The 20849-nt window shown below is 52.1% G+C and carries 17 protein-coding genes; 5 read left to right on the top strand and 12 right to left on the bottom strand.

The features are described 5' to 3' along the window. Positions 1-6: 6 nt before the first annotated feature. From ROJ03_RS07010 to aspA, 7 genes are all read right to left on the bottom strand, one after another. Complete coding sequence (locus ROJ03_RS07010; RefSeq protein ID WP_313726297.1) at positions 7-1371, bottom strand: FGGY family carbohydrate kinase; 1365 nt, start codon at positions 1369-1371, stop codon at positions 7-9. Between the two features lie 67 nt (positions 1372-1438). Beyond that, on the bottom strand, positions 1439-4321 hold the full coding sequence (gene pgmB / locus ROJ03_RS07005) for a beta-phosphoglucomutase (protein ID WP_313726296.1): 2883 nt from the start codon (positions 4319-4321) through the stop codon (positions 1439-1441). A 3-nt stretch (positions 4322-4324) separates the two neighbouring features. Then, a complete protein-coding gene (locus ROJ03_RS07000) occupies positions 4325-5230 on the bottom strand; it encodes a carbohydrate ABC transporter permease (RefSeq protein WP_313726295.1) in 906 nt (301 codons plus the stop codon). Continuing rightward, positions 5230-6309, bottom strand: coding sequence for a sugar ABC transporter permease (locus ROJ03_RS06995; protein ID WP_313726294.1), 1080 nt, complete (start codon positions 6307-6309; stop codon positions 5230-5232). The genes ROJ03_RS07000 and ROJ03_RS06995 overlap by 1 nt, the downstream gene beginning before the upstream one ends. Positions 6310-6372: 63 nt before the next feature. Then, positions 6373-7653, bottom strand: a complete 1281-nt coding sequence (locus ROJ03_RS06990; RefSeq protein WP_313726293.1) for an ABC transporter substrate-binding protein — start codon at positions 7651-7653, stop codon at positions 6373-6375. Positions 7654-7699: 46 nt separating this feature from the next. Beyond that, complete coding sequence (locus ROJ03_RS06985; protein ID WP_313726292.1) at positions 7700-8710, bottom strand: LacI family DNA-binding transcriptional regulator; 1011 nt, start codon at positions 8708-8710, stop codon at positions 7700-7702. Positions 8711-8951: 241 nt separating this feature from the next. Next, positions 8952-10346: an aspartate ammonia-lyase gene (aspA, locus tag ROJ03_RS06980; protein WP_313726291.1), complete on the bottom strand. Its 1395-nt coding sequence runs from the start codon at positions 10344-10346 to the stop codon at positions 8952-8954. Between the two features lie 649 nt (positions 10347-10995). On the opposite strand from aspA, the gene ROJ03_RS06975 reads away from it, so the two are divergent. From ROJ03_RS06975 to ROJ03_RS06955, 5 genes are all read left to right on the top strand, one after another. After that, on the top strand, positions 10996-12036 hold the full coding sequence (locus ROJ03_RS06975; RefSeq protein WP_313726290.1) for an ABC transporter substrate-binding protein: 1041 nt from the start codon (positions 10996-10998) through the stop codon (positions 12034-12036). 139 nt (positions 12037-12175) lie between these two features. Continuing rightward, entirely contained in the window at positions 12176-13837 is a 1662-nt protein-coding gene (locus ROJ03_RS06970; protein ID WP_313726289.1) for an iron ABC transporter permease, read from the top strand. Between the two features lie 43 nt (positions 13838-13880). After that, positions 13881-14924 (top strand): ABC transporter ATP-binding protein, encoded by a 1044-nt coding sequence (locus tag ROJ03_RS06965; protein WP_313726288.1) that lies wholly within the window; start codon positions 13881-13883, stop codon positions 14922-14924. Between the two features lie 18 nt (positions 14925-14942). Further along, complete coding sequence (locus tag ROJ03_RS06960; RefSeq protein WP_313726287.1) at positions 14943-15446, top strand: asparaginase domain-containing protein; 504 nt, start codon at positions 14943-14945, stop codon at positions 15444-15446. Positions 15447-15616: 170 nt separating this feature from the next. Further along, entirely contained in the window at positions 15617-16246 is a 630-nt protein-coding gene (locus tag ROJ03_RS06955; protein WP_313726286.1) for a hypothetical protein, read from the top strand. Between the two features lie 99 nt (positions 16247-16345). Here ROJ03_RS06955 and garR read toward each other — a convergent pair whose 3' ends face one another. The 5 genes from garR to ROJ03_RS06930 are packed head-to-tail and all read right to left on the bottom strand — an operon-like array spanning position 16346 to position 20836. Beyond that, complete coding sequence (gene garR, locus ROJ03_RS06950) at positions 16346-17230, bottom strand: 2-hydroxy-3-oxopropionate reductase (protein WP_313726285.1); 885 nt, start codon at positions 17228-17230, stop codon at positions 16346-16348. 12 nt (positions 17231-17242) lie between these two features. Next, on the bottom strand, positions 17243-18181 hold the full coding sequence (locus ROJ03_RS06945; protein WP_313726284.1) for a transketolase C-terminal domain-containing protein: 939 nt from the start codon (positions 18179-18181) through the stop codon (positions 17243-17245). Continuing rightward, the gene (locus tag ROJ03_RS06940; protein WP_313726283.1) at positions 18178-19026 is read right to left on the bottom strand and encodes a transketolase; all 849 of its coding nucleotides are present in this window, start codon (positions 19024-19026) and stop codon (positions 18178-18180) included. The genes ROJ03_RS06945 and ROJ03_RS06940 overlap by 4 nt, the downstream gene beginning before the upstream one ends. Positions 19027-19052: 26 nt before the next feature. After that, the gene (locus ROJ03_RS06935; protein WP_313726282.1) at positions 19053-19808 is read right to left on the bottom strand and encodes an SDR family oxidoreductase; all 756 of its coding nucleotides are present in this window, start codon (positions 19806-19808) and stop codon (positions 19053-19055) included. After that, a complete protein-coding gene (locus ROJ03_RS06930) occupies positions 19808-20836 on the bottom strand; it encodes a zinc-binding dehydrogenase (RefSeq protein WP_313726281.1) in 1029 nt (342 codons plus the stop codon). Before ROJ03_RS06930 ends, ROJ03_RS06935 begins: the two co-directional genes overlap by 1 nt. Between the last annotated feature and the right edge of the window lie 13 nt (positions 20837-20849).

Below are 20849 nucleotides of genomic sequence, written 5' to 3'. Positions count from 1 at the left end.
ATCCTCCTATTTGTCAAAATGCGCCTTGTAGAAAGCGTGGATATGTTCCCTTGTCATATGCTCATCGAACAGGACTGCACAGCTCAGGACTGAGCCAATTGAGGCTTCCTCCAGAAATGGTGCACTCTTTACCGGACAGCCAAACTCCGCCTCTATCAGGGTTGCAACCAAGGGATTCCTGCGTACGGCATTCCCGCTTGCAACAAGAAAATCCATCGATTCTGTCTTGATCTGTTTTGGATGCAACTCCCTCACGATTCCCGCAAGGAAGGCCCTGGAGAGATTGCCAAGGGTGAAGTTATGGGTATCGATATCGGAAACCGTACCCAGGACATCCTCAACCTCCCTCACCCCCAAAAATTGGGTATCGACGCGTAGGCCATTCTCCGGGTTCGATTCCAAGGCAAGTTGGTTCAACTTTTCATAGATGGCCTTGTCTGTGACCGAAAGGCCAAAACTGCCAAGCAGATCCTTGCAAAAATCCTTCAGGTAGGCGTAGGCCCAGCCACCGCATAGGCTAGAATAGACCTGCATGTAGCCTTCCTGGGGAAGGGGCCGGATCTCTATGGAAGGGTTGTCCGTAACATCCTTGCAGGGGACTGAGATTTGCCCACCGGTACCAATGTTGATGAGCCCTGCCTGGCAGAACCCCAAAGACCCTATGAAGCTTGCCTGGTTGTCCCCGATCGGGGATGAGACCTTCACACTCCCCTTCAGGCCCAACTCGAGGGCAACTGACGGAAGGATCTCACCCATAATGACACTCGAGGGGACCAGAGGCGGGAACAGGGACAGGGGGATGCCAAGCTCATCGAGTTGCGGGCCGTTCCAGCACTTGTTCGTGATATCATAGACACCCAAGGTTGCCCCTACCGTCTCGTCGATGGAGTAGCAGCCAGAGAGCTTTCCCATGATGTAGGAGGTTATGGTACAGACCTGCAAAGCATCAGTGCCAAGGATCTCCCCTTCTTCCAGGAGGAACTTGAGGGTACTGGCCCCGTATCCCTTCTGGACCAGACAGCCGTTCTGTAGCTTATGGTTGCTGCCAACAGGATTGACCTTGTTACGGCAGTCCCGCCAGGTCATGAGATGTGTCCTGGGGTTGAAAGCCTCATCGAGCAAGAGGATCCCATGTACCTGACCTGTGATGGAGAGAAACTCCACAGAGGAGCGGGTCGGGATCTGCTTGAAGAGACGTTGTATGATAGCCCAGGTCTTCTCTGGATCCTGCTCATGCTTATAGGGAGGCAGGTGGGGAACCTGGGAGCTGTTCTCCTCAGATACAGAATAGATGACCTGCATAGAGGAGATGTCAAACTGCACAAGGGAGATCTTTGAAGTCCCGATGTCAATCGCTATGGCTTGCTTCATGGTATCTGAAGCATATGCCCACCTGTTTTGGATTGTCAACAAAAGCTTTGCTATCTTCTTCCTTGCGTTACTGTTCCATAGCCTGCTTCAGCACCTTATAGGTCAAAGCACCCGTATGGGGGACTAGTATGTCAGAGCCTGGAAGCCCGTCCTTTGTGCCAATGCCGATAGCCTTCATCCCAGCCCTCTTGATGGCCTCTATCCCTGCTTTGGCATCTTCAACACCTATGCAATTGGTATACCAGATCCCTATCTGCTCACTTGCAGCGAGGAAGATATCCGGTTCCGGCTTGGGTTTCTGTACCTTCTCAATGTCAGCGACCGCATCAAAAAGATCGAGGATATCCAGTTTCTCGCATACGGTCCTGGCATTCCTGCTCGCTGAAGCAAGGGCTAGCCTAACGCCCCTATCCTTCAGTTCATGGAGGAGGTCCAGAACCCCTGGGAACAGGTGCTTTGGATTGAGTGTATCAAGGGAGGCGACATAGGCATCATTCTTACGCTTGAGCACTGCCTGGCGTTTTTTTTCAGGCCATTGTACACCGTTGTGGTCGAGGATCACCTGAAGCGAAGCCTCTCGGCTAACCCCCAGCAACCCTTTGTTGACCTCACGGTCAAAGCTCAGACCGTTCTCATCACTGACCAGTTTCCAGGCCTCATAGTGCAGATGGGCTGTGTCACAGAGCACCCCGTCAAGGTCAAAGAGGACAGCTCCGAGCGTTGGGGCAAGGCTGAAGGTACGGCTTTCATCTTCATGTAGGGTAAAACCCTCATTGCGATGGACCAAGGCAATCGCCTTGCCGCTCATCAGGGAATAGGTTACCTCGTCCGAACGGAGGGAGACCTTGAGGACCGAGCCGTGGAGGGTTAGGCAGAAGGTCAGGGCCTTCCAATCCTCCGGCAGTACTGGGGCAAAGCTGAAATTTCCCTTCCAGTCCCTGAACCCTGCAAACCCATAGACTAGAGCCATCCATGACCCAGCCATCGAAGCGGTATGGATCCCATCGACAGAGTTGCCCTGAATATCATCGATATCCAGCCTCACCGTCTTCTTGAAGTATGCCCAGGCCTTGAGACTTTGGAAGGAATCACTTGCCATGATGCTCTGGATACAGTGTGAGAGAGAGGAATCCCCTGTTGTATAGGGCTCGTAGAATGCGAAGTTCCGAATCCTTTCTGCCTTGCTGAAGAGACCGGAAAGCAAGAATTGGGCCAACACAAGGTCAGGCTGCTTCAATACCCTGTGGCGGTAGATCACCAGAGGATGGAAGTGCAGCAACAGCGGATGTTTCTCCTTGGGTGTTGTTGCAAAGGGCCAGTCGGCCTTGGAAAGGAATGAATCATCCTGGGCATAAATACCCAGCCTCTCGTCAAAGGGGATCTTCATTGCCTCAGATGCCGCCTTCCAGCTTTCCAGTTCCCCCTCCTCCAAGACAAGAGGAAGTTTTGTTTTCTGCTGGAGGTACGATTCGACCAATGTGATGGCAAACCTCAGGTTATTCTGTGCCATGAGGTTGGTATAGGCGTTGTTGTCTACGCAGGCCGTATACTCGTCAGGGCCGGTTACCTCATTGATGCAAAACGCTCCATCAATATAGCATCCAAGGCTGAGCCACATGCGGGCACTCTCAATGGCCATCTCCACATAGGAGGGGGGAGCCTCCTCCCCTGTTGAGGCCAGGTACTTCTCCACAGCGTAGAGGATGTCGGCATCGATATGGTACTGGGCTGTCCCAGCTGGGTAGTATGCACTGCATTCCTCGCCGCTTATGGTCCGCCAAGGGAATAGGGCCCCCTTGAGGCTCATGGTCCTGGCCCGTTGGCGTGCCTTAGGAAGGATTGCATGGCGATAGTCGAGCAACGCCTTGGCCATGTCGGGTTTCAGATAGCAGAATACCGGCAGCGCATAGGCCTCGGTATCCCAGAAATAGTGTCCTTCATACCCTTCCCCTGTAAGACCCTTGGCGGCCATGCTGGTAAGGCCATCACGTCCGCAAGACTGCAGAAGGTGGAAGAGATTGAACTGTATGGCCTGTTCGGAGCTATCGTCACCTTCGATGATGATCCTCGCTACCTGCCAGAACTCATCCAGGAAAGCTCTTTGCTTCTCCTTTGCCCTATCGAACCCTTGCTGTGCACTTCTCCTTGCCCGAAAAGAGGCAGAGTCATCTTCAGTCGTGTAGGCGATGAACTTGCAGAGGGTGACACTCTCCCCCTTCTCCAACGGGAAGGTATAGGAGAGGGAGAGCTCCCTCTGGGAGGCCAGGACCTCCACAGGCTCTTTCGATACCACATGGAAGGCAGATCCATGAAGGGAGAGGCCGCTGTTACGGGTCTTGGCAAAGAAGTTCAGCTGGTTGTCCTCTATGGAGACAGATTCCACCACCAGAGGGTTGGATGAGAACTTTGACCCGACCCGGGGGTCCTCCTCGGCCGAGCGGTTGCGTACCCCGATGTCCAGGTAACTGGTGATCGTGATGGGCATAGGAGAACTGACAGCCTCGACCGAGTAGGAGATGAAGGCACAGTGCTTGTCCTCAAAGCTGACCAGCCTTTCGGTCCTGATGAGCACCCGCTCCCCCTTCTCGCTTGTCCAATCGACGGTGCGGCTGAGCAGACCTGTCCTGAAATCAAGATACCGGGAGCTGGCATTCACCGTTCCCTTCGCCAGGGAGAAAGGAAGGCCCCCTACCAAAAGCTCGATGCGCTTGGGGTCGGGCAGGTTGAGGATCGTCTCATGGTTTTTGGCATACCCATAGGCAGTCTCCCCATAGGTTATGGGCTCGCTGTCATACAGGCCATTGATGTACGTACCTTTATGGTAGGTACCTTCAGCTTCCTCAAAGTCCCCCCTAAGCCCCAGGTACCCATTGGCCAGGGTAAACAGGGTCTCATTATGGGGTGTCTGGGATGGGTCAACCCTATCATAGCCAAAACTCATTGTATCCATGCACTATCCTTTGACTGAACCGGCGAGCAATCCTTTTACGAAGTATTTCTGGAGGGAGAGGAAGACGGTAAGGGGCAGTATCATCGAGACAAACGCCCCGGCAGTCAACAGGTGCCAGTCAGAGCCCCTGGTTCCCGCCATATTCATCAGCCTCACCGTTACGACCTCCATCAGCTGTCCGCCACCACTGAGGAATACCAACGCAACCAACAGGTCATTCCATACCCAAATAAACTGGAAAATCGCAAATGATGCAAGGGCCGGGACGCTCAAAGGGATGATCAGGCGTGCAAACATGGTGAAATGGTTGGCCCCGTCGATGAAGGCAGACTCCAGGATGGAACGAGGGATGGTCGAGATGTAGTTGAACAGGATGTAGGTTGCCAGCGGTAGCCCAAAGCCCGAGTGAGCCAACCATATCCCCAGATAGGTGCCATTGAGCCCTATCTTCTGGTAGTCGCGCAAGATCGGGATAAGGGAGATCTGCAAGGGGACAACCAACAGGGCAATGACCATGCCAAAAAGAATCCTCCGGCCAGGAAAGCTCATCCAGGCAAAGGCATAGGCAGCCGCTGCTGCAATGAAGATCGGGATGATGACAGAAGGCAGGGTCACCGTGATGCTCGAAAGGAAGGCACTTCCCATGGAAGCCCCTCTTCGGGCGGCAGTGCCACCGGAGCCGGTGCCTACCGTATAGCGCTGTCCGCCTAGGACCTCGTCATAGTTGCCTAGGGTAAAGTCTTTTGGGGTGAGGAATGCTGTCCACCACCCCGAGGAGGCGGTAGCATCGCTGTCGCGGAAGGATGTGATGAGGATCCCTGCGGTCGGGATCGTCCAGACGAGGCAAAAGAGGATCAACAGTGCGGTGATGATCTTTGCCCCTCGAGTCATTTTTACCTGGGTCTTCATCAGAACACCTCCCGCTTGTTGAATTCCTTCAAGTTGTAATAGATGACAGGGCTTACGGCGAGCAGGATGACGACAGCAATTGCAGAACCTCGTCCGTAGTCGAGGAACTTGAACATCTGCTTGTACTGCTGGCTTGCCAATACCTCTGTCCCGTACAGCCCGTTGGTCATGGAATAGACAATGTCGAAGCTCTTCAGGGCCGCAAGCATGATGGTAGTGGATACCGTCACAATGCTTCCATAGATTGAAGGAAGCACTATGCGCATCAGGATGGTAAACTCTTTTGCACCATCGATGCGGGCTGCCTCCTTGATCTCGTCGGAGACACCCTTCAGCGCGGCTGAGAGGACCACCAGGGAGAAGCCTGTCTGCAACCAGACAAAGATGACGATAAGGAAGAAGTTGTTCATCGGGGCTGAACCCAACCAGTTCTGTGGATTTCCCCCAAGGCCGACCATGATGGCATTGAGCAGGCCTGTCTGATTTGCCCCCAGAGGCTTGTAGGCATACATGAACTTCCAGATGACACCGGCCCCTACCATGGAGATTGCCATGGGGAGGAACACCAGGGTCTTGCCCAATTTCTCAATTGCGGACCGTTCAGCCATGAGGGCTGTCAAAAGCCCGAAGAAGACGGAGAACGCGGTACCAAAAAGCAACCAGAGTACGGTATTGCCGAAGGCGGTACGCATCGTGGCATCGGTGAAGATGTACTTGTAGTTGGCCAGTCCTGCGAAAGATGTCGAACTCCTGTTCATGAAACTCAGGACCAGGCTTCGGACAGTAGGGATGAGCAAATACCAGCCGATGATCAGGATGGCGGGTCCCACAAATACAAATGGGATGATCTTGTTGTACTTCTGTATGGGAAACAGCTGTACGATCAGGTTCATGGTATAGAATAGGGCCAACACAGTGAAGGTTCCCCAAAGGATTGCAAACAAGGTGGTCAGAATCTGTGACATCGGATTGTTCTTGAGCAAAAGGAAACCACTTATCGCAACGATAAGGGTGATGGGCCCAACCACAAGGGTGCGGGCTGCCAACTGCTTCCTCTCCTGGTCTCTCGGTAACTGCATAGCTCCTCCCTTTGAGAAAGGGATTCCGCACAAAGGCGGAACCCCTTACGAAATCACGCTACATTAGCGGGGCCAGCTCTTCTCAATGGAGGTAAGAACAGCCTTGCCATCCTTGCCATTGACATAGTCGACCATACCGGTCCAGAAGGAACCTGCACCCACTTCAGCTGGCATCAAGTCTGATGCGTCAAAGCGGAATACCGTTGCATTGACCAGGGCTTTTGCAAGCTCACGCTCGATGGAGTTGCCATAGTCGGCAAAATTCTGGTTCTTGTGGGGGAACAGGGCTCCACCGACCTGTGCCCAAGGTGCACATGCTTCCCAAGTGGTCAAGAATGACATGAACTCCTGTACACCTGGCTTGTCATTGAACACCACGAACTGATCACCACCACCTAGGATGGGAGTTCCCCATTTCTCGTCGATGGATGGAAGGGGGAACACGCCTACCTCGGCCTCAAGATTGTCCTGGATTTTCTGTGGCATAAAGGTCGTGATGAAGTTACCCTGACGATTCATGAATACCTTTGTTGGCGTATCAAACAGAGGTTTGACGGAATCACCAAAGTTGGAGGTAAGGATATTGGTAGCACCACCATAGACATATTTGGGATTCAGGAAAATTTCACCAAGATACCCAAGAGCCCTCTGTACGGCTGGGTCATCAAAAGGAATCTCATGGTTGACCCACTTGTCGTATACCTCAGGACCTGCTGTGCGCAGCATGGCATCCTCAAGCCAGTCCGTTCCTACCCAACCGGTTGCGTTTCCAGACTCAAAACCGATGGACCAGGGGATTCCCCCATCCTTTACGATCTGGTCTTGCAGAGCCTTCAGTTCGTTCCAAGTCTTGGGAACCTTGTAGCCCTTTGCCTCAAAAGCCTTTTTGGGATACCAGACAAAGCTCTTGGCATTCACACGGTGGAATACACCATAGGCCTTGCCATTGAATGAACCCAAGTCCTTCCAGACAGGTGCATAGTTAGCGTCAATCATGCTGACAACACTTGGAGTAAGGGGCTTTATATACCCCTTTTCAGCAAACTTGTGCATGATTCCAGGCTGGGGAAGAGCAGCTATGTCCGGTGGGGTACCGGCTTCTGCCTGAACAAGAATCTGAGTCTCAAATTCCGGGCTTCCCTCGTAGACTGCATTGTACCCAGTCTTCTCGTTGAAAACTCTGATAATCTCATCAAAGCGTGCAGCTTCCTCTCCCCTAAAAGCACCGAAGATACGGATGGTCTTATCCTGGACCGTAGCTTCCTTTGTTCCCTGAGCCCAGACTCCCTGCATCACAAGCAGTAGGACCAGGACAAACAACATACCTTTTGAAAGTTTCTTCATACTATCCTCCTATTTCTTTAGGCATCACAACGTAATGCACAAATCTCTACAAATACTCTGTCGAACTGCGCTTGATGAGCTTCAGGTCGATGAGACTCTTTCTCGGAGCCCGACGGGGCTCCTTGATCCTCTGCAAGATCATCTCTGCAGCCAGGACCCCTGACTGCTCAAGGCTCTGGTTGATGGTTGTCAGGTTTACGAATTCAGCCATCTCAATGTCATCAAAGCCAACCACACCCAGGTCATCTGGGACGATGATCCCCAGCTGGACAGCACATTTGATGGTCCTGATGGCAAGCGTATCACTGGAAGCAAAGATGCAGTCCGGGCGGTCGGGTCGGTTGAGCATCTTCATGATGCCCGCATTCGAAACATCGGGCAGATTCTCACCCAGCCAGATGTTACGCGCTTCCAAGGAAATCCCTTTCCCTGCGTAATAGGAAACAAAGCCATCGAGACGCTGCTCTGTCGACCTCGCCGCATAGGACCGCAGCGATGCCTCACCAATGTAGCCAGGGGTCCTATAGCCATTTTCGTAGAGGAAACTGGCAGCAAGTCTCCCTCCCTCAGCATTGCGTATGACAACCGAGTCAAAGCCTTCGACCTCAGTCTCGACAAAGCAGACGGGTACTTCAGAATTGCGAAGCTTCTCTATCGTCGATTCCTCCAGGTTCATGCATAGCGAGATAAGTCCGTCAACCCGTTTGCTTCCTACCAGAAGATCGACATAGTCTTGCAGGCCCTCGCTGCTCTGCACTGCATAGATGACCAGCTCGTAGTGATGATCAGAAAGTATTGAGGCAATTCCCTTCAGCCTTTCCATGAAGGAGGATTCGGTAAAGAAGGGGGCGATTACCGCTATCTTCATCAGCTGGCGCCGGGCCTTGGCCACAGCCTCAGCTTTGGGGACAAAGTTGAGCTCTGCAATTGCCTGCATGATCTTCTCTTTCTTTGCAGGGTTCACCATGGAAGGCGAATTGATGGCTCTCGATACGGTGGCAGGACTAACACCAGCAAGTTTGGCTACGTCATAGATGGTTGGTTGCTTAGGCGCCATAGATACTCCCCTTTTCATGAAACTGCTTTCATGGAACTAGTTTCAGTCTACAACAGATTTATAGGATGTCAAGGAGTAAGTAGAGAAACAACACAACATGGAATGAATGGGGGTATTTTTACCAGGGAGGACACCAGAAATACCTGCCATGTTTCCCATGGAAGATAACGGAAAACCAGGCGTGGATCCCTATGATCCAAGCCTGGTAATCTACTGGTAATTAGATTTTTGACGCAGGGTCCTAGAAAGGCTGGAGCATCGATTCAGGGGAAAGGATCCTATCCAGGTCTTCCTTGGAAAGGTAGCCCTCCTCCAACACGATCTGATAGACAGAGCCATTGGTCCTAAGGGCCTTTTTTGCGATTTCGGAACATGTTTCGTACCCAAGGGTAGGCACAAGGGCGGTTACCAGACCAATGCTGTTCTCCACCATCAGGCGGCAGCGCTCCTTGTTGGCTGTGATGCCAACGATGCAGCGCTCTCTCAGAATCTTGAGCACATTGGTAAGTTGGTTGATGGAAGTAAAGAGCTTGAAGGCAATGAGGGGCTCCATGACGTTCAGCTCCAGCTGTCCGGCCTCGGCGGCAAGGGTAATTGCCAGGTCATTGCCGATGATATCAAAGGCCACCTGGTTCACCACTTCTGGGATTACTGGGTTTACCTTGCCCGGCATGATGGAGGAGCCTGGCTGCATGGGAGGCAGGTTGATCTCATTGATACCTGCACGGGGTCCGGAGGAAAGCAGACGAAGGTCATTGCAAATCTTCGAGACTTTAGCAGCAATGCGTTTGAGCACCCCGGAAAGCTCAATGAAAGAGCCGGTGTCATGCGTTGCCTGGATCAGGTTGTGTGAAGGGATAAGGGGCAGTTTGGTAAGCTCAGCCAAATATCTTGTAACAACCTCTGCATACCCTTTAGGTGCATTCAGGCCCGTACCGATGGCAGTAGCGCCCATATTGATCTCGTACATGAGTGTCTGGGTAATGCGAAGCCTTTCAATATCTTGGCCGACGCTCACAGCCCAGGCGGCAAACTCCTGCCCGAGTGTCATAGGGATCGCATCCTGAAGCTGGGTCCTGCCCATCTTGAGGACATCATGGAACTCTTCACTCTTAGCCTCTAGGGATCCCTTGAAAAGCAAGAGTTCTGAGAGCAGGCCGTTGAGCTTCCAAGCGGCGCCCAGACGAATTGATGTGGGGTAGACATCGTTGGTCGATTGGGAGAGGTTCACGTGGTTGTTGGGATGCACCACCTTATAGTCCCCCTTCTCCTTGCCAAGAAGTTCCAAAGCCCTGTTGGCGATGACCTCATTGGCATTCATATTGGTGGAAGTACCTGCACCACCCTGGATGGCATCTACAGGGAACTGGTCGAGAAGCTTGCCGGCGATTATCTCGTCACAAGCCCCTATGATGGCTTTGCCCACCTTAGGGTCAAGTATCTTGTACTCCATATTTGCCAGGGCAGTAGCTTTTTTGATATATCCTAGAGATTGTATAAAATAGGGGAAACTAGAAATGGGTATATTCGATACCACAAAATTCTCCATTGCCCGAACTGTCTGCACACCATAATACGCTTCGATGGGTACCTGTTTGTCTCCGAGAAGATCATGCTCACTTCTGAACTTGTCCATGCTATTCAACCTCCCTTTGGTGAATAGCTATACTATATCCTATAATCCATTTTTTCATACCCCCAATTTGCTACAAAATATTACTGATACAAAGTTTTATTACAATAAATGCATGATATGATAGATAATATATAGTAAATTTGATGTATATATCAATTAATTCTATTTTTAATAAATACTGAAAAACCAAAAACCTCTTCCTATTTCTCACGGGTTTCCTCCATCCAAAAGGATGTTCAACTCCAAAAGGGCAAGCCACACGGCAGGCATGGGAGCTGTACTGGGTGCAACCAGGATGCGCATGGAACCCATACCCCGAATTGGAATGGGGAATACTCATTTACCTACTGCAATACCTTCCTACCACCCCATTAGCGTAGCTATCTCAAGAAATTCTCAGGTCCGGAATCTTCCTTCATGCAGACCAAGTAGATGCAAGAAACATGCAGCATTTGATAGCAAAAGAATTGTAAGCATAGGCCATAAAATTCTAGCCTTGTACTTCCAGACAAGAACAAAAAACCTATGAATTTTCCATACAATACAAGCTTATTCTATATAGGCAGTCACTATATTTTTCCCATACTTTTCAACTCACCTGCCAGAAATTACGTGTTATACTTCCCTGTATACAAAAGGAGATTGTGTTATGAAAAAATTACTGGTACTGGTGTGTGTTTTTGCGCTCGTAGGTTCTATGGCTTTTGCCGGTGGAGCTGCTGAGACGTCGAAAGTTTCTGCCGATGGCCTTGGTGGCAAGTTGCTTATTTATACCTCAATGTATGATGACGTCATTGAAGCGATTGACAGGACGCTGGAAAAGGCATTCCCAACCGTTGATATTGAATTCTTCTACGGTGGAACGGGAACCCTTCAGGCAAAGATTGCCGCAGAGATCGCAGCAGGGAAACTTGGATGTGATATGCTCATGGTCGCTGACCCTTCCTATGCCCTTGAACTAAAGGAAATGGGTGTGTTGCAGCCAATCATGATCGACAATACCGCTGACATTGCCTTCGATTATGACAAGGAAGGCTATTGGTATCCTGTACGGATCAGCAACATGGTACTTGCCTTCAATCCAGGGAAATTCAAGAAGAGTGAGATCCCCAACTCCTTCTATGACTTTGCCTATGACAAGGGCGTTGCCGGAATGGTTTCCATGTCCAACCCCCTTACCAGCGGCACAGCCCTCGATACGATCAGTGCACTGAAGGACAAGTACGGCTATGACTACTATCGGGCCCTTGGTGAGCAGAAAGTAAAGATCGAAAGTGGTTCTGTTGCTTTGACAAAACTTGAGACCGGCGAATGCAAGGTTGTCATGATCCTTGAAGAGTCAGTACTGCAGAAGAGAGAGATGGACAAGTCGAAGATCGAGGTCATCTATCCTACCGATGGTACCATCGTAGTTCCCTCCCCCATCATGTCCATCAATGACAAGTGGAGCCCGAACAAGAACTCCAAGGCAGCAAAAGCCGTAACAGAGTGGTTCCTCTCCCAAGAGGGTCAGAAAAACATCGTGAAGGCCTGGATGCACTCAGTTAGCGCAACCTATCCAGATGCCCCCTATGATGCAATTCCCACCAAACAGATCCTTGCGAACACCATCCCAGTTGACTGGGCAAACACCGTTACACTCCGTGAAGAGATGCGCACCAAGTTCCAGGAAGCTGTAGCCAAGAAATAACTGCCAACGCTCTACAAGATCTCAGAGGGGGCTTGCTGTAACCAGCAAGCTCCCATAGCTACAAAAGGAGTTATCTGCAATGCGCTCTCCCACTCGTTCAACCTCACCATCCCCGTTGATGGTGCACAGAAAATGGTTCATGGACCCAAAATGGATCATCATAGCCCTTATCGTGGGCTTTCTCCTGGTGTTCCAGGTTTTCCCCCTGCTCTACCTCGTATTCAGGGCATTCTTCTCCACAGGGAAGTTCTCCCTCGCAGCTTTCAAGCGGGTCTATACCTATCCCCTGAACTGGTCGGCCCTTGTCAACACTCTTGTAACTGCCTTCTTCTCCATGGTTTTTGGGGTATTGATAGCATTCCCTCTTGCCTGGCTCATAGGAAGGACAAACCTCTATGGAAAGAAGTTCTTCCGTACCTTGTTCGTTGCAACCTACATGGTACCACCCTACGTTGGAGCAATGGCGTGGATGCGCCTACTCAACCCTACTGTAGGTTCCATGAACGTATTTCTCCAGAAGATATTCAACCTTTCAGCAGCACCCTTCAACATCTACACAACAGGTGGCTTGATCTGGGTCCTGACAGGTTTCTACTACCCATATGCATTCATCACCATCAGCCGCGCCATGGAGAAGATGGACCCATCCTTGGAAGAGGCTTCGCGCATCTCCGGGGCAAGCCCACTTATGACCTTGCGCACCATAACGCTGCCGATGATGCTCCCATCCATTGTTGCAGCTGCCCTGCTGGTATTCATTGCAGCTGCCTCGGCCTATGGAATCCCTTCCATAATCGGAGTCCCTGGCCAGATCCATACGGTTACCACCCGCATCATCGACTTCGTATACATAGGAAGCCAGGAAGGGCTCACCGATGCGACAACCTTGGCGGTATTCCTTATGATCATTGCCAACATTGTGCTCTACCTTTCCACCTTCACCCTGGGAAAGAGGCAGTACATCACCGTTTCTGGCAAATCCACCAGACCCAATATCGTTGATCTGGGAAAGTGGAGAGTGCTCATATCCATGATGGTGGTGCTCTTCGCCCTGGTCATCGTCATCATCCCCTTCATAACAGTCGCCTTGTCGAGCATTACCGTTAACCTAGGCGAGCCTGTCTTTTCCCAGGGAAACATGACCCTGCGCTACTGGGCCAGGATTTTCACCAGGAAATCGATCCTCAGCTCCTCCAAGAACAGTCTGCTGTCTGCTATCATGGCAGCTACCTTCGGCATGGGCATCTCGTGCATGATGGCCTACCTTCTGGTGAGAACAAAGGTCAAGGGAAGAAAGATACCTGACTTCATGATAACCGTAGGAAGCGGAACACCCAGCGTAGTCATAGCCCTCTCCCTCATCATGGCCATGTCAGGGAAGTTTGGGATAAACATCTACAACACCCTTACCATCATGGTGATCGCCTACATGATAAAATACATGATGATGGGTATGCGTACGGTTGTCAGTGCCTTGTCACAGATAAGTCCCTCGTTGGAGGAGGCCTCACAGATATCGGGAGCCTCTTGGCTGAAGAGCATGAAGAATGTGACCCTGCCCCTTATCGCCCCGGCAATCGTGGCAGGTTGGTTCCTCATCTTCATGCCATGCTTCTACGAACTGACCATGTCGACCCTGCTCTACTCTACCAATACGAAGACGCTCGGCTACGAGTTGTTTACCTACCAGACCTATCACAACCAGCAGACAGCCTCGGCCCTAGCCACTGCGATCCTGATAATAGTCTTTGGTATCAACTGGCTGCTGAACAAGCTCACCGACGGTGAATTCTCCATTTAACGAAAGAGGTTTAGAAATGTCAAAAATTATAATTAAAGATGTCATGAAAGCATTTGGTGATGTGGTGGTGCTCAACGATTTCAATGCCGAATTTGCTGATGGGGAGTTCATCACCCTGCTCGGACCCTCCGGCTGCGGAAAAACCACGATGCTGCGCATGATCGCAGGATTTGAGAAACCGACCAAAGGTGAGATCTTCATCGGGGAGCAGGAAGTAAGCTCTACCAAGACCTTTGTACCCCCCGAAAAACGGGATATAGGCATGGTGTTCCAATCCTATGCGGTGTGGCCACATATGACGGTATTTGAAAATGTTGCCTACCCTCTCAAGATGAAGAAGATGGACAAGGCGAACATCAAGGAACATGTGGCAAGGGTGCTTGAGATCGTCCACCTCTCCCAGTATGCAGAACGGGTTCCCAGCCAGCTCTCAGGAGGCCAACAGCAACGCGTAGCCCTTGCAAGAGCATTGGTTGCAGAACCCCAGTTGCTCTTGCTGGATGAACCGCTGTCCAACCTTGATGCAAAGCTTCGCGACAGCATGCGCTTTGAGATCAAGGAGATCCAGAAGGCCCTCGGCATTACAGTAGTCTATGTAACCCACGACCAGATGGAAGCGATGACCATGAGTGACCGCGTGATAGTCATCAATCATGGAGACATCCAACAGATTGGCAAACCAACTGAGATATACCGCTACCCTGCAAACCAGTTTGTCGCTGACTTTGTAGGCAAGATCAACTTCATCAAGGCCACCAGTGCCAATGGAGAGGTCCAGTTCAAGGACTCAAACCAGAAACTCCCCTATGACGGGGAGCTGAAGGGAGATGTGGTGGTAGGGATCAGGCCGGAGAACCTCAGGTTCATCAAGACCAACGGGGACCTGAAGGGGACCATGGTAAGCCAATTCTATCTGGGGGATGTCAATGACTGCCGTGTGGATATTGGGGGAGAGCAGATACGGGTCATTGCAGAGCCCAAATCCTTCGACAAGCATGCAGAAGGCGAAAGCATCCTCCTCCGGGTTGATGAATTTTCCGTCTTTGAGGACACTGGCGATGATGAACACATGAAGATCCTCACGTAATGAGGAAAGGAACCAAACATGGCACAGGATTTACGGATCATCACAACCGGGGGAACCTTCGACAAGCAGTATGATGCGATCAGTGGGGAGCTCACCTTCAGGGAGTCCCAGCTTCCCCGACTGTTGCAGCAGTCCCGCTGTACCCTGACGGTCCATCTCGAGGGCCCCCTTGCAGTGGACAGCCTCTACATGACTGAAGAGCAGCGCAAGGAAGTAGCCAACGCATGCCTTCACAGTGCAGAGGAGAAGGTTGTCATCGTCCATGGTACCGATACCATGTGCAACACAGCCAGGGTGGTCGCTGAGGCCCTGGGAAAGGATAACCGCCATACCGTGGTGTTCACCGGTGCCATGATCCCCTATTCGCTGGAAAACTCCGATGCGGTCTTCAATCTTGGCTGTGCCATCACAGCGGTGCAACTGCTCCCTCCAGGGGTCTACCTCACCATGAGCGGAAAGATCTTCACCTGGGACAACTGCAAGAAAAACAAGGAAAAAGGTATCTTTGAAACGGTAAAATAGTTTTTATCAGGGATGCACAATTTTAATAAAATACTACAATAAAAGGTTTTAACCCTATATATTTCAATAGGGTGACATCCAATCTATTTTTTCCTATACTAATAGTAGGATATATTATTATGGGTAGCGTTACACCCAAAGACAAGAAGCCTACTGAATGAGGAGAAATAATGAAGAAGACCTTACTTATATTGAGCATAGCACTCGTAGCCACATCCCTATCCGCTTCCCCAAGCTGGATAGGGATCCAAAGCACAGGATCCTACCAACAGGTGACTACAACCTTTACCTTCGGAAGCTGGAATATCAATGAAGACCATACTGCAAAACTGACTGGCATGAACGTAGCAGGGACAATCTATCCAGGAAACGCTCCTGTCGGTATTGGCTTTCAGATCGGGTCCTCAAAGACAGTGGAGGCTACAAGGGGTTCTGCTGATGTCGATACCTCAAACTACCCTTTGAAGGGTAATGGGGGTGTCACTGCGGTATACAGGACAGACCTCTCCAAAAAATCGGCACTGGAGCTTGGGGGGGGACTTTTGTTTGAGCGGATGACCCAGACTTCTGAAATCGGTGGTTCAGATCTCATCACCACGCTCGACATCACAAGCTTCCTGACGACGGCAGATGTCGTGTTTTCCCTGGGTGAATACCTAACCTTCGTTGCAGGGTTGGGCCTCTCTCTGCCCCTCAATTCGAAGGCAACATTTACCAGCGGAGGCATATCCTACACAAAAAGGATTGAGGTAACCGGCCATACGCTCAACGCAAAGGTTGGTATTGCCCTAGGGTTCTAACCGCCGATCCCTGCAGAGATACAAGGACCCCACACCCATTGGACATTTCCTGGAGTGTGGGGTCTCTTACTTCAACTCGCAATCATATGGGCCTTATTCCTAGGAACGGACCTCAATGTTTGCCAGCTTCTCATACCACTGGATCAGCCCGCCATGGTCGTCGCTTCCCTTTCCCTCAGAGGAGAGGCTCTTCATCATGCCGATGGCAGCCTCACTGATGGGGGTGGGAGTTCCCACGCTCTTGGCGGTATCAAGGACATTCTGCAGGTCCTTGATGTGCAAATCGATGCGGAAGCCCGGCTTGAAGTTGCCCGCGAGCACCAGCGGAGCCTTGGCATCCAGCACTGTGCTGCCTGCAAGCCCTCCACGGATGGCCCTGAACACCTTCTCAGGATCCACGTTTGCCTTGGTGGCGAGCACCAGGGCCTCGGACATGCCGGCGATGTTGGAGGCAACCATGATCTGGTTCGCAAGCTTGGTGATGTTCCCGCTTCCGATCTCCCCGACCAGGGTGACACTTCCTCCCATGACCTTGAGCATCGCCTCGACCTTCGCAAAGGCTTCCTCAGGACCACCGACCATGATGGCCAGTGTCCCGTCGATCGCCTTGGGTTCCCCCCCGCTTACCGGGGCATCGAGCATGACTACCTGCTTCTTGGCAAGTTCAGCGGAAACTTCCCTGCTGACGATGGGAGAGATGGAACTCATGTCCACCAGGATGGAGCCGGGCCTTGCGCCCTCAGCCACACCGCCCTCGCCGAGGACAGCCTGCTTAACGTGGGGGGAGTTGGGCAGCATGGTGATGATGACATCACTGGCAGCGGCAACGTCCTTGGCTGAGGCAAGGGCCTTAGCCCCGGATGCAACCACCTCGTCAACGGCACTCTGGTTCAGGTCATATACGCTAAGCTCGTAGCCTGCCTTCAGTAGGTTCTTCGCCATGGGCTTGCCCATGATCCCCAACCCGATAAATCCAATCTTCATTCGCTTGCCTCCTCAGTTGGCTGCCAGGACGGACCTGACTTTTTTGGCGACATCCTCGCTCTCCAAGCCATAGTGCTTGAGCAGGATGGAGTAGTTCTCGGCAGAGGTTCCGAAGCTGTCGTTCACCCCAAGGACCTCGATAGGGAGCCTTTTCTTGGAGAGGACTGCGCAGACCGCGCTTCCCAGGCCACCGAAGATGCTGTGCTCCTCAGCGGTGACTACGCCCTTCACCCCTTCGCAGTACCCTTCAAGGGCCTTTACATCAAGGGGCTTGATGGTGCTCACGTTGACAACACGGAGGGAGATGCCCTCCTTCTCCAGGATCTTTGCGGCCTCCATGGATTGCTGCACCATGATACCGGTGGCGAAGACGACCACGTCCTTGCCCTTGACCATCTCGGTCATCTTGCCGATATGGTATTCTGCATTGGGGTCGGTGACTACGGGCAGGTCATTACGGTTGATCCTCAGGTAGACAGGGCCCTTGCTCTCAACCATCGCCTTGGTCATCTTCTCCGTCTCGACGGCATCGCAAGGGGAGAGGACAGTCATGTTCGGCAGCACCTGCATCAGGGCTATGTCGTCGATGCTCTGGTGGGTCTTGCCGTCACCAAAGTCGGAAAGCCCGGCACTGGAGCCACAGATCTTGACATTCAGGTTGGCTATCGCCACCGAGGAGCGGATCTGGTCGTAGGCTCGTCCGGTCGCGAAGACCGCGAACGAGTTGATGAAGGGCACCTTGCCCGCAAGGGAGAGCCCTGCGGCGACCGAGGCCATGTTCTGCTCAGCAATACCCATCTGGAAGTAGCGCTCAGGATAGGCCGCGCCGAACAGGGCGGACATCGTCGAGTTGCCCAGGTCGGCCTCGAGCATCACGATCGCCTTGTTTTCCTTACCTAGTTCTACCAGGGTCTCACCATATGTCTTTCTCAAACTGTCGGAAGTTCTCATGCCTCTACCTCTCTCTTCATGTTCTCAATGCAGGACCAGGCAATCTTGTACTCTTCCTCGGTCATCGCTGCATTGTGGTACTTTGCCTTCCCTTCCGCGAAGGGGAAGCACTTGCCCTTGACGGTGTGTGCCAGGATTACCGAGGGTCCCTCGGTGAAGGCCTTTGCCGCCTCAAGGGCATCGAGGACCTGGACCATGTCATGGCCGTCGATCTCGATGACGTTCCACCCGAAGCTGCCCCACTTCTGGGCCAGGTTCTCAATGGGGAAGATCTCCTTGGTGGTGCTTGTGGCCTGGATGCCGTTGAAGTCCACGATGGCTGTCAGGTTGTTTGCCTTGAAGCCATGGGCCGCCATGATGGCTTCCCAGATCTGGCCCTCGGCAAGCTCGCCGTCGCCCAGGATCGCATAGACTCGGTTGGGCAGCTTATCCAACCTGAAGCCCAGGGCAAGACCCAGGGCGATGGAGAGTCCCTGCCCGAGAGAGCCGGTGACCGCCTCGATGCCGGGTGTCTTGTCCATGTCAGGGTGGCCCTGCAGCATGCCCTTGAAGGTCTTGACCTTGGCAAGCTCCTCGCGCCCGAAGTAGCCAAGCTCGACCAGGCAGGCGTACTGTACCAGCACGGCATGGCCCTTGCTCATGATCAGGCGGTCACGCTTGGGATCCTTGGGATCGGAAGGGTTGACCGTCATGGTATGGAAATATAAGGCGGCCATGACGTCGGCTATGCTGCTGCTTCCGCCGAGGTGTCCCACCTTCCCAGGAGGGATCATCTCCAGGATGTTTGCACGTACCTGGATCGCCTTCCTCTTCAGTTCTGTTACTTGTTCCTGAGAATACTTCATCTCTCGCTCCTTAACCTATTTCGTCTTCAACAGCAGGTGACCCCGCCATCAACAGGCAACGCTATGCCGTTGATGAAGGAAGCTTCATCTGATGCGAGATACAATACTGCATTGGCTACGTCGGAGGACTTGGCCAGGCGCCCGAGGGGCACCTCGTCCAGCCTCTGCTGCTTCTTCACCGGGTCCTTGAACATCTCCTGCACCAGGGGGGTATCGACGGTGCTGGGATGGATCGAGTTGCACCTGATGCCATCCTTCGCATACCTCGAGGCTATCGACTTGGTCAGCAGTGTCACAGCCCCCTTGGTGGTCGTGTACGCCTCGGGGGTGTAGCGGTGCCCGATGAGCCCGCACACCGAAGAGGTGTTGATGATCGCCCCACCACCCTGCTTGCGCATCACCGGGATGACATGCTTGGTCCCCAGGAACACGCTTCCCACGTTGACCAGCATCATGGTATTCCACTCCTCGAGGGACATCTCCTCGATCGGCTTGCGGATGTTGATCCCCGCATTGTTCACCAGGACATCAAGATGTCCTTCCTCTTCCACGATCCTGGAGATCGCCTGCTCCCATTCCTGGGGCGAGGTGATGTCCATCTTCATGAAGGAAACCTTGCCAGGTAGATCCTTGTACTGGTGCACAAGGGCAAGACCCTTTGTCTCGTCAAGGTCCAGAAGGTAGACATTGGCACCATTTGATGCAAGAAGCTCACCCATCTCGGAGCCCAAGCCGCCACAGCCACCTGTTATCACTACTGTCTTTCCTGTAACATGCATCATCAGTTCTCCAACATCACTTTCAGCATCTTTCCGTCCCTGTTGTTTTCCAGGTCCTTGAAAGCCTGCACACCCTCTTCCAGCTTGTAGATATGGGTCATCAGGGGCATGATGTCGATCTTCCTCTCCTGCAGGAGACGAAGGCTATCTGCAAAACCATCAAGATCGTAGACATAGTTGCCCTTGATGGTGAGTTCCTTGGTGACAATCTTCTGCATGTTGACTTCAACCATCTTCTGGGCATTACCAATCCAGATAGCGGTACCACCAATTTTCAGACACTCCAGGGAGTTTGCTGCAGTCGGGGCAATCCCTACTGCCTCAATGGCAAAGTCACACCCTTTTCCCTTCGTGATCCTGCCAATTTCTTCAGTAAAATCATTGGTTCTTGGATTGATGGTAAAATCAGCTCCCAATTTCCGTGCCACATCAAGGCGGAACTCTGTAGCATCGCTGATGATTATGTTTTTGGCTCCCCTGTACTTAAGCAGGGCAAGTGCCAACAATCCAATCGTTCCAGCCCCAATGACCAAGGTATATTCAGCTTCTGCAAGCTGCTGGTCGCTGATCTTGTGAACCGAACGATACGCCACTGCAAGAGGCTCGGTAAAGGCAGCCTCATTGAAGGAGATGCCGTCAAAGGGAAGGAGATACTTCTCCTCAATGGAGACATATTCACACATCGAGCCATTGAAATCGAGCACGCCCATGCAGATCCCTTCAGGACACACATTGACCATTCCCTTCTTGCAGAGATCGCAAACACCGCAATATGGTTTGGGGAAGACGACAACCTTGGTTCCAATGGCGAACTTGCCGCCCTGAGGGGCTTGGCTGATGACACCGGAGAACTCATGGCCCATAATCATGGGAGCCGTCCTACGACCGGTCTTTCCCATATATCCCTCAAAGTCTGATCCACAGATTCCGTTTGACTTGACCTCGATGAGATATTCGTTTCCCTTACGCACAGGCCTATCGACCTCGCGCAGTTCCATAGCCTTATCACCCACATAATATAGTGCTTTCATAGGTATCCTTCTT

Source organism: Sphaerochaeta sp. PS (assembly GCF_032144095.1).
Classification (GTDB): domain Bacteria; phylum Spirochaetota; class Spirochaetia; order Sphaerochaetales; family Sphaerochaetaceae; genus Sphaerochaeta.
Note: the sequence above shows the minus strand (reverse complement) of the source record. Positions and strands in the feature narration are given on the sequence as shown.

Bases quoted from the DNA above. Each gene is read 5' to 3' on its own strand.
- ROJ03_RS07010 (WP_313726297.1), bottom strand. From the start codon at position 1,371: ATGAAGCAAGCCATAGCGATTGACATCGGGACTTCAAAGATCTCCCTT.
- pgmB (WP_313726296.1), bottom strand. From the start codon at position 4,321: ATGGATACAATGAGTTTTGGCTATGATAGGGTTGACCCATCCCAGACA.
- ROJ03_RS07000 (WP_313726295.1), bottom strand. From the start codon at position 5,230: ATGAAGACCCAGGTAAAAATGACTCGAGGGGCAAAGATCATCACCGCA.
- ROJ03_RS06995 (WP_313726294.1), bottom strand. From the start codon at position 6,309: ATGCAGTTACCGAGAGACCAGGAGAGGAAGCAGTTGGCAGCCCGCACC.
- ROJ03_RS06990 (WP_313726293.1), bottom strand. From the start codon at position 7,653: ATGAAGAAACTTTCAAAAGGTATGTTGTTTGTCCTGGTCCTACTGCTT.
- ROJ03_RS06985 (WP_313726292.1), bottom strand. From the start codon at position 8,710: ATGGCGCCTAAGCAACCAACCATCTATGACGTAGCCAAACTTGCTGGT.
- aspA (WP_313726291.1), bottom strand. From the start codon at position 10,346: ATGGACAAGTTCAGAAGTGAGCATGATCTTCTCGGAGACAAACAGGTA.
- ROJ03_RS06975 (WP_313726290.1), top strand. From the start codon at position 10,996: ATGAAAAAATTACTGGTACTGGTGTGTGTTTTTGCGCTCGTAGGTTCT.
- ROJ03_RS06970 (WP_313726289.1), top strand. From the start codon at position 12,176: ATGGACCCAAAATGGATCATCATAGCCCTTATCGTGGGCTTTCTCCTG.
- ROJ03_RS06965 (WP_313726288.1), top strand. From the start codon at position 13,881: ATGAAAGCATTTGGTGATGTGGTGGTGCTCAACGATTTCAATGCCGAA.
- ROJ03_RS06960 (WP_313726287.1), top strand. From the start codon at position 14,943: ATGGCACAGGATTTACGGATCATCACAACCGGGGGAACCTTCGACAAG.
- ROJ03_RS06955 (WP_313726286.1), top strand. From the start codon at position 15,617: ATGAAGAAGACCTTACTTATATTGAGCATAGCACTCGTAGCCACATCC.
- garR (WP_313726285.1), bottom strand. From the start codon at position 17,230: ATGAAGATTGGATTTATCGGGTTGGGGATCATGGGCAAGCCCATGGCG.
- ROJ03_RS06945 (WP_313726284.1), bottom strand. From the start codon at position 18,181: ATGAGAACTTCCGACAGTTTGAGAAAGACATATGGTGAGACCCTGGTA.
- ROJ03_RS06940 (WP_313726283.1), bottom strand. From the start codon at position 19,026: ATGAAGTATTCTCAGGAACAAGTAACAGAACTGAAGAGGAAGGCGATC.
- ROJ03_RS06935 (WP_313726282.1), bottom strand. From the start codon at position 19,808: ATGATGCATGTTACAGGAAAGACAGTAGTGATAACAGGTGGCTGTGGC.
- ROJ03_RS06930 (WP_313726281.1), bottom strand. From the start codon at position 20,836: ATGAAAGCACTATATTATGTGGGTGATAAGGCTATGGAACTGCGCGAG.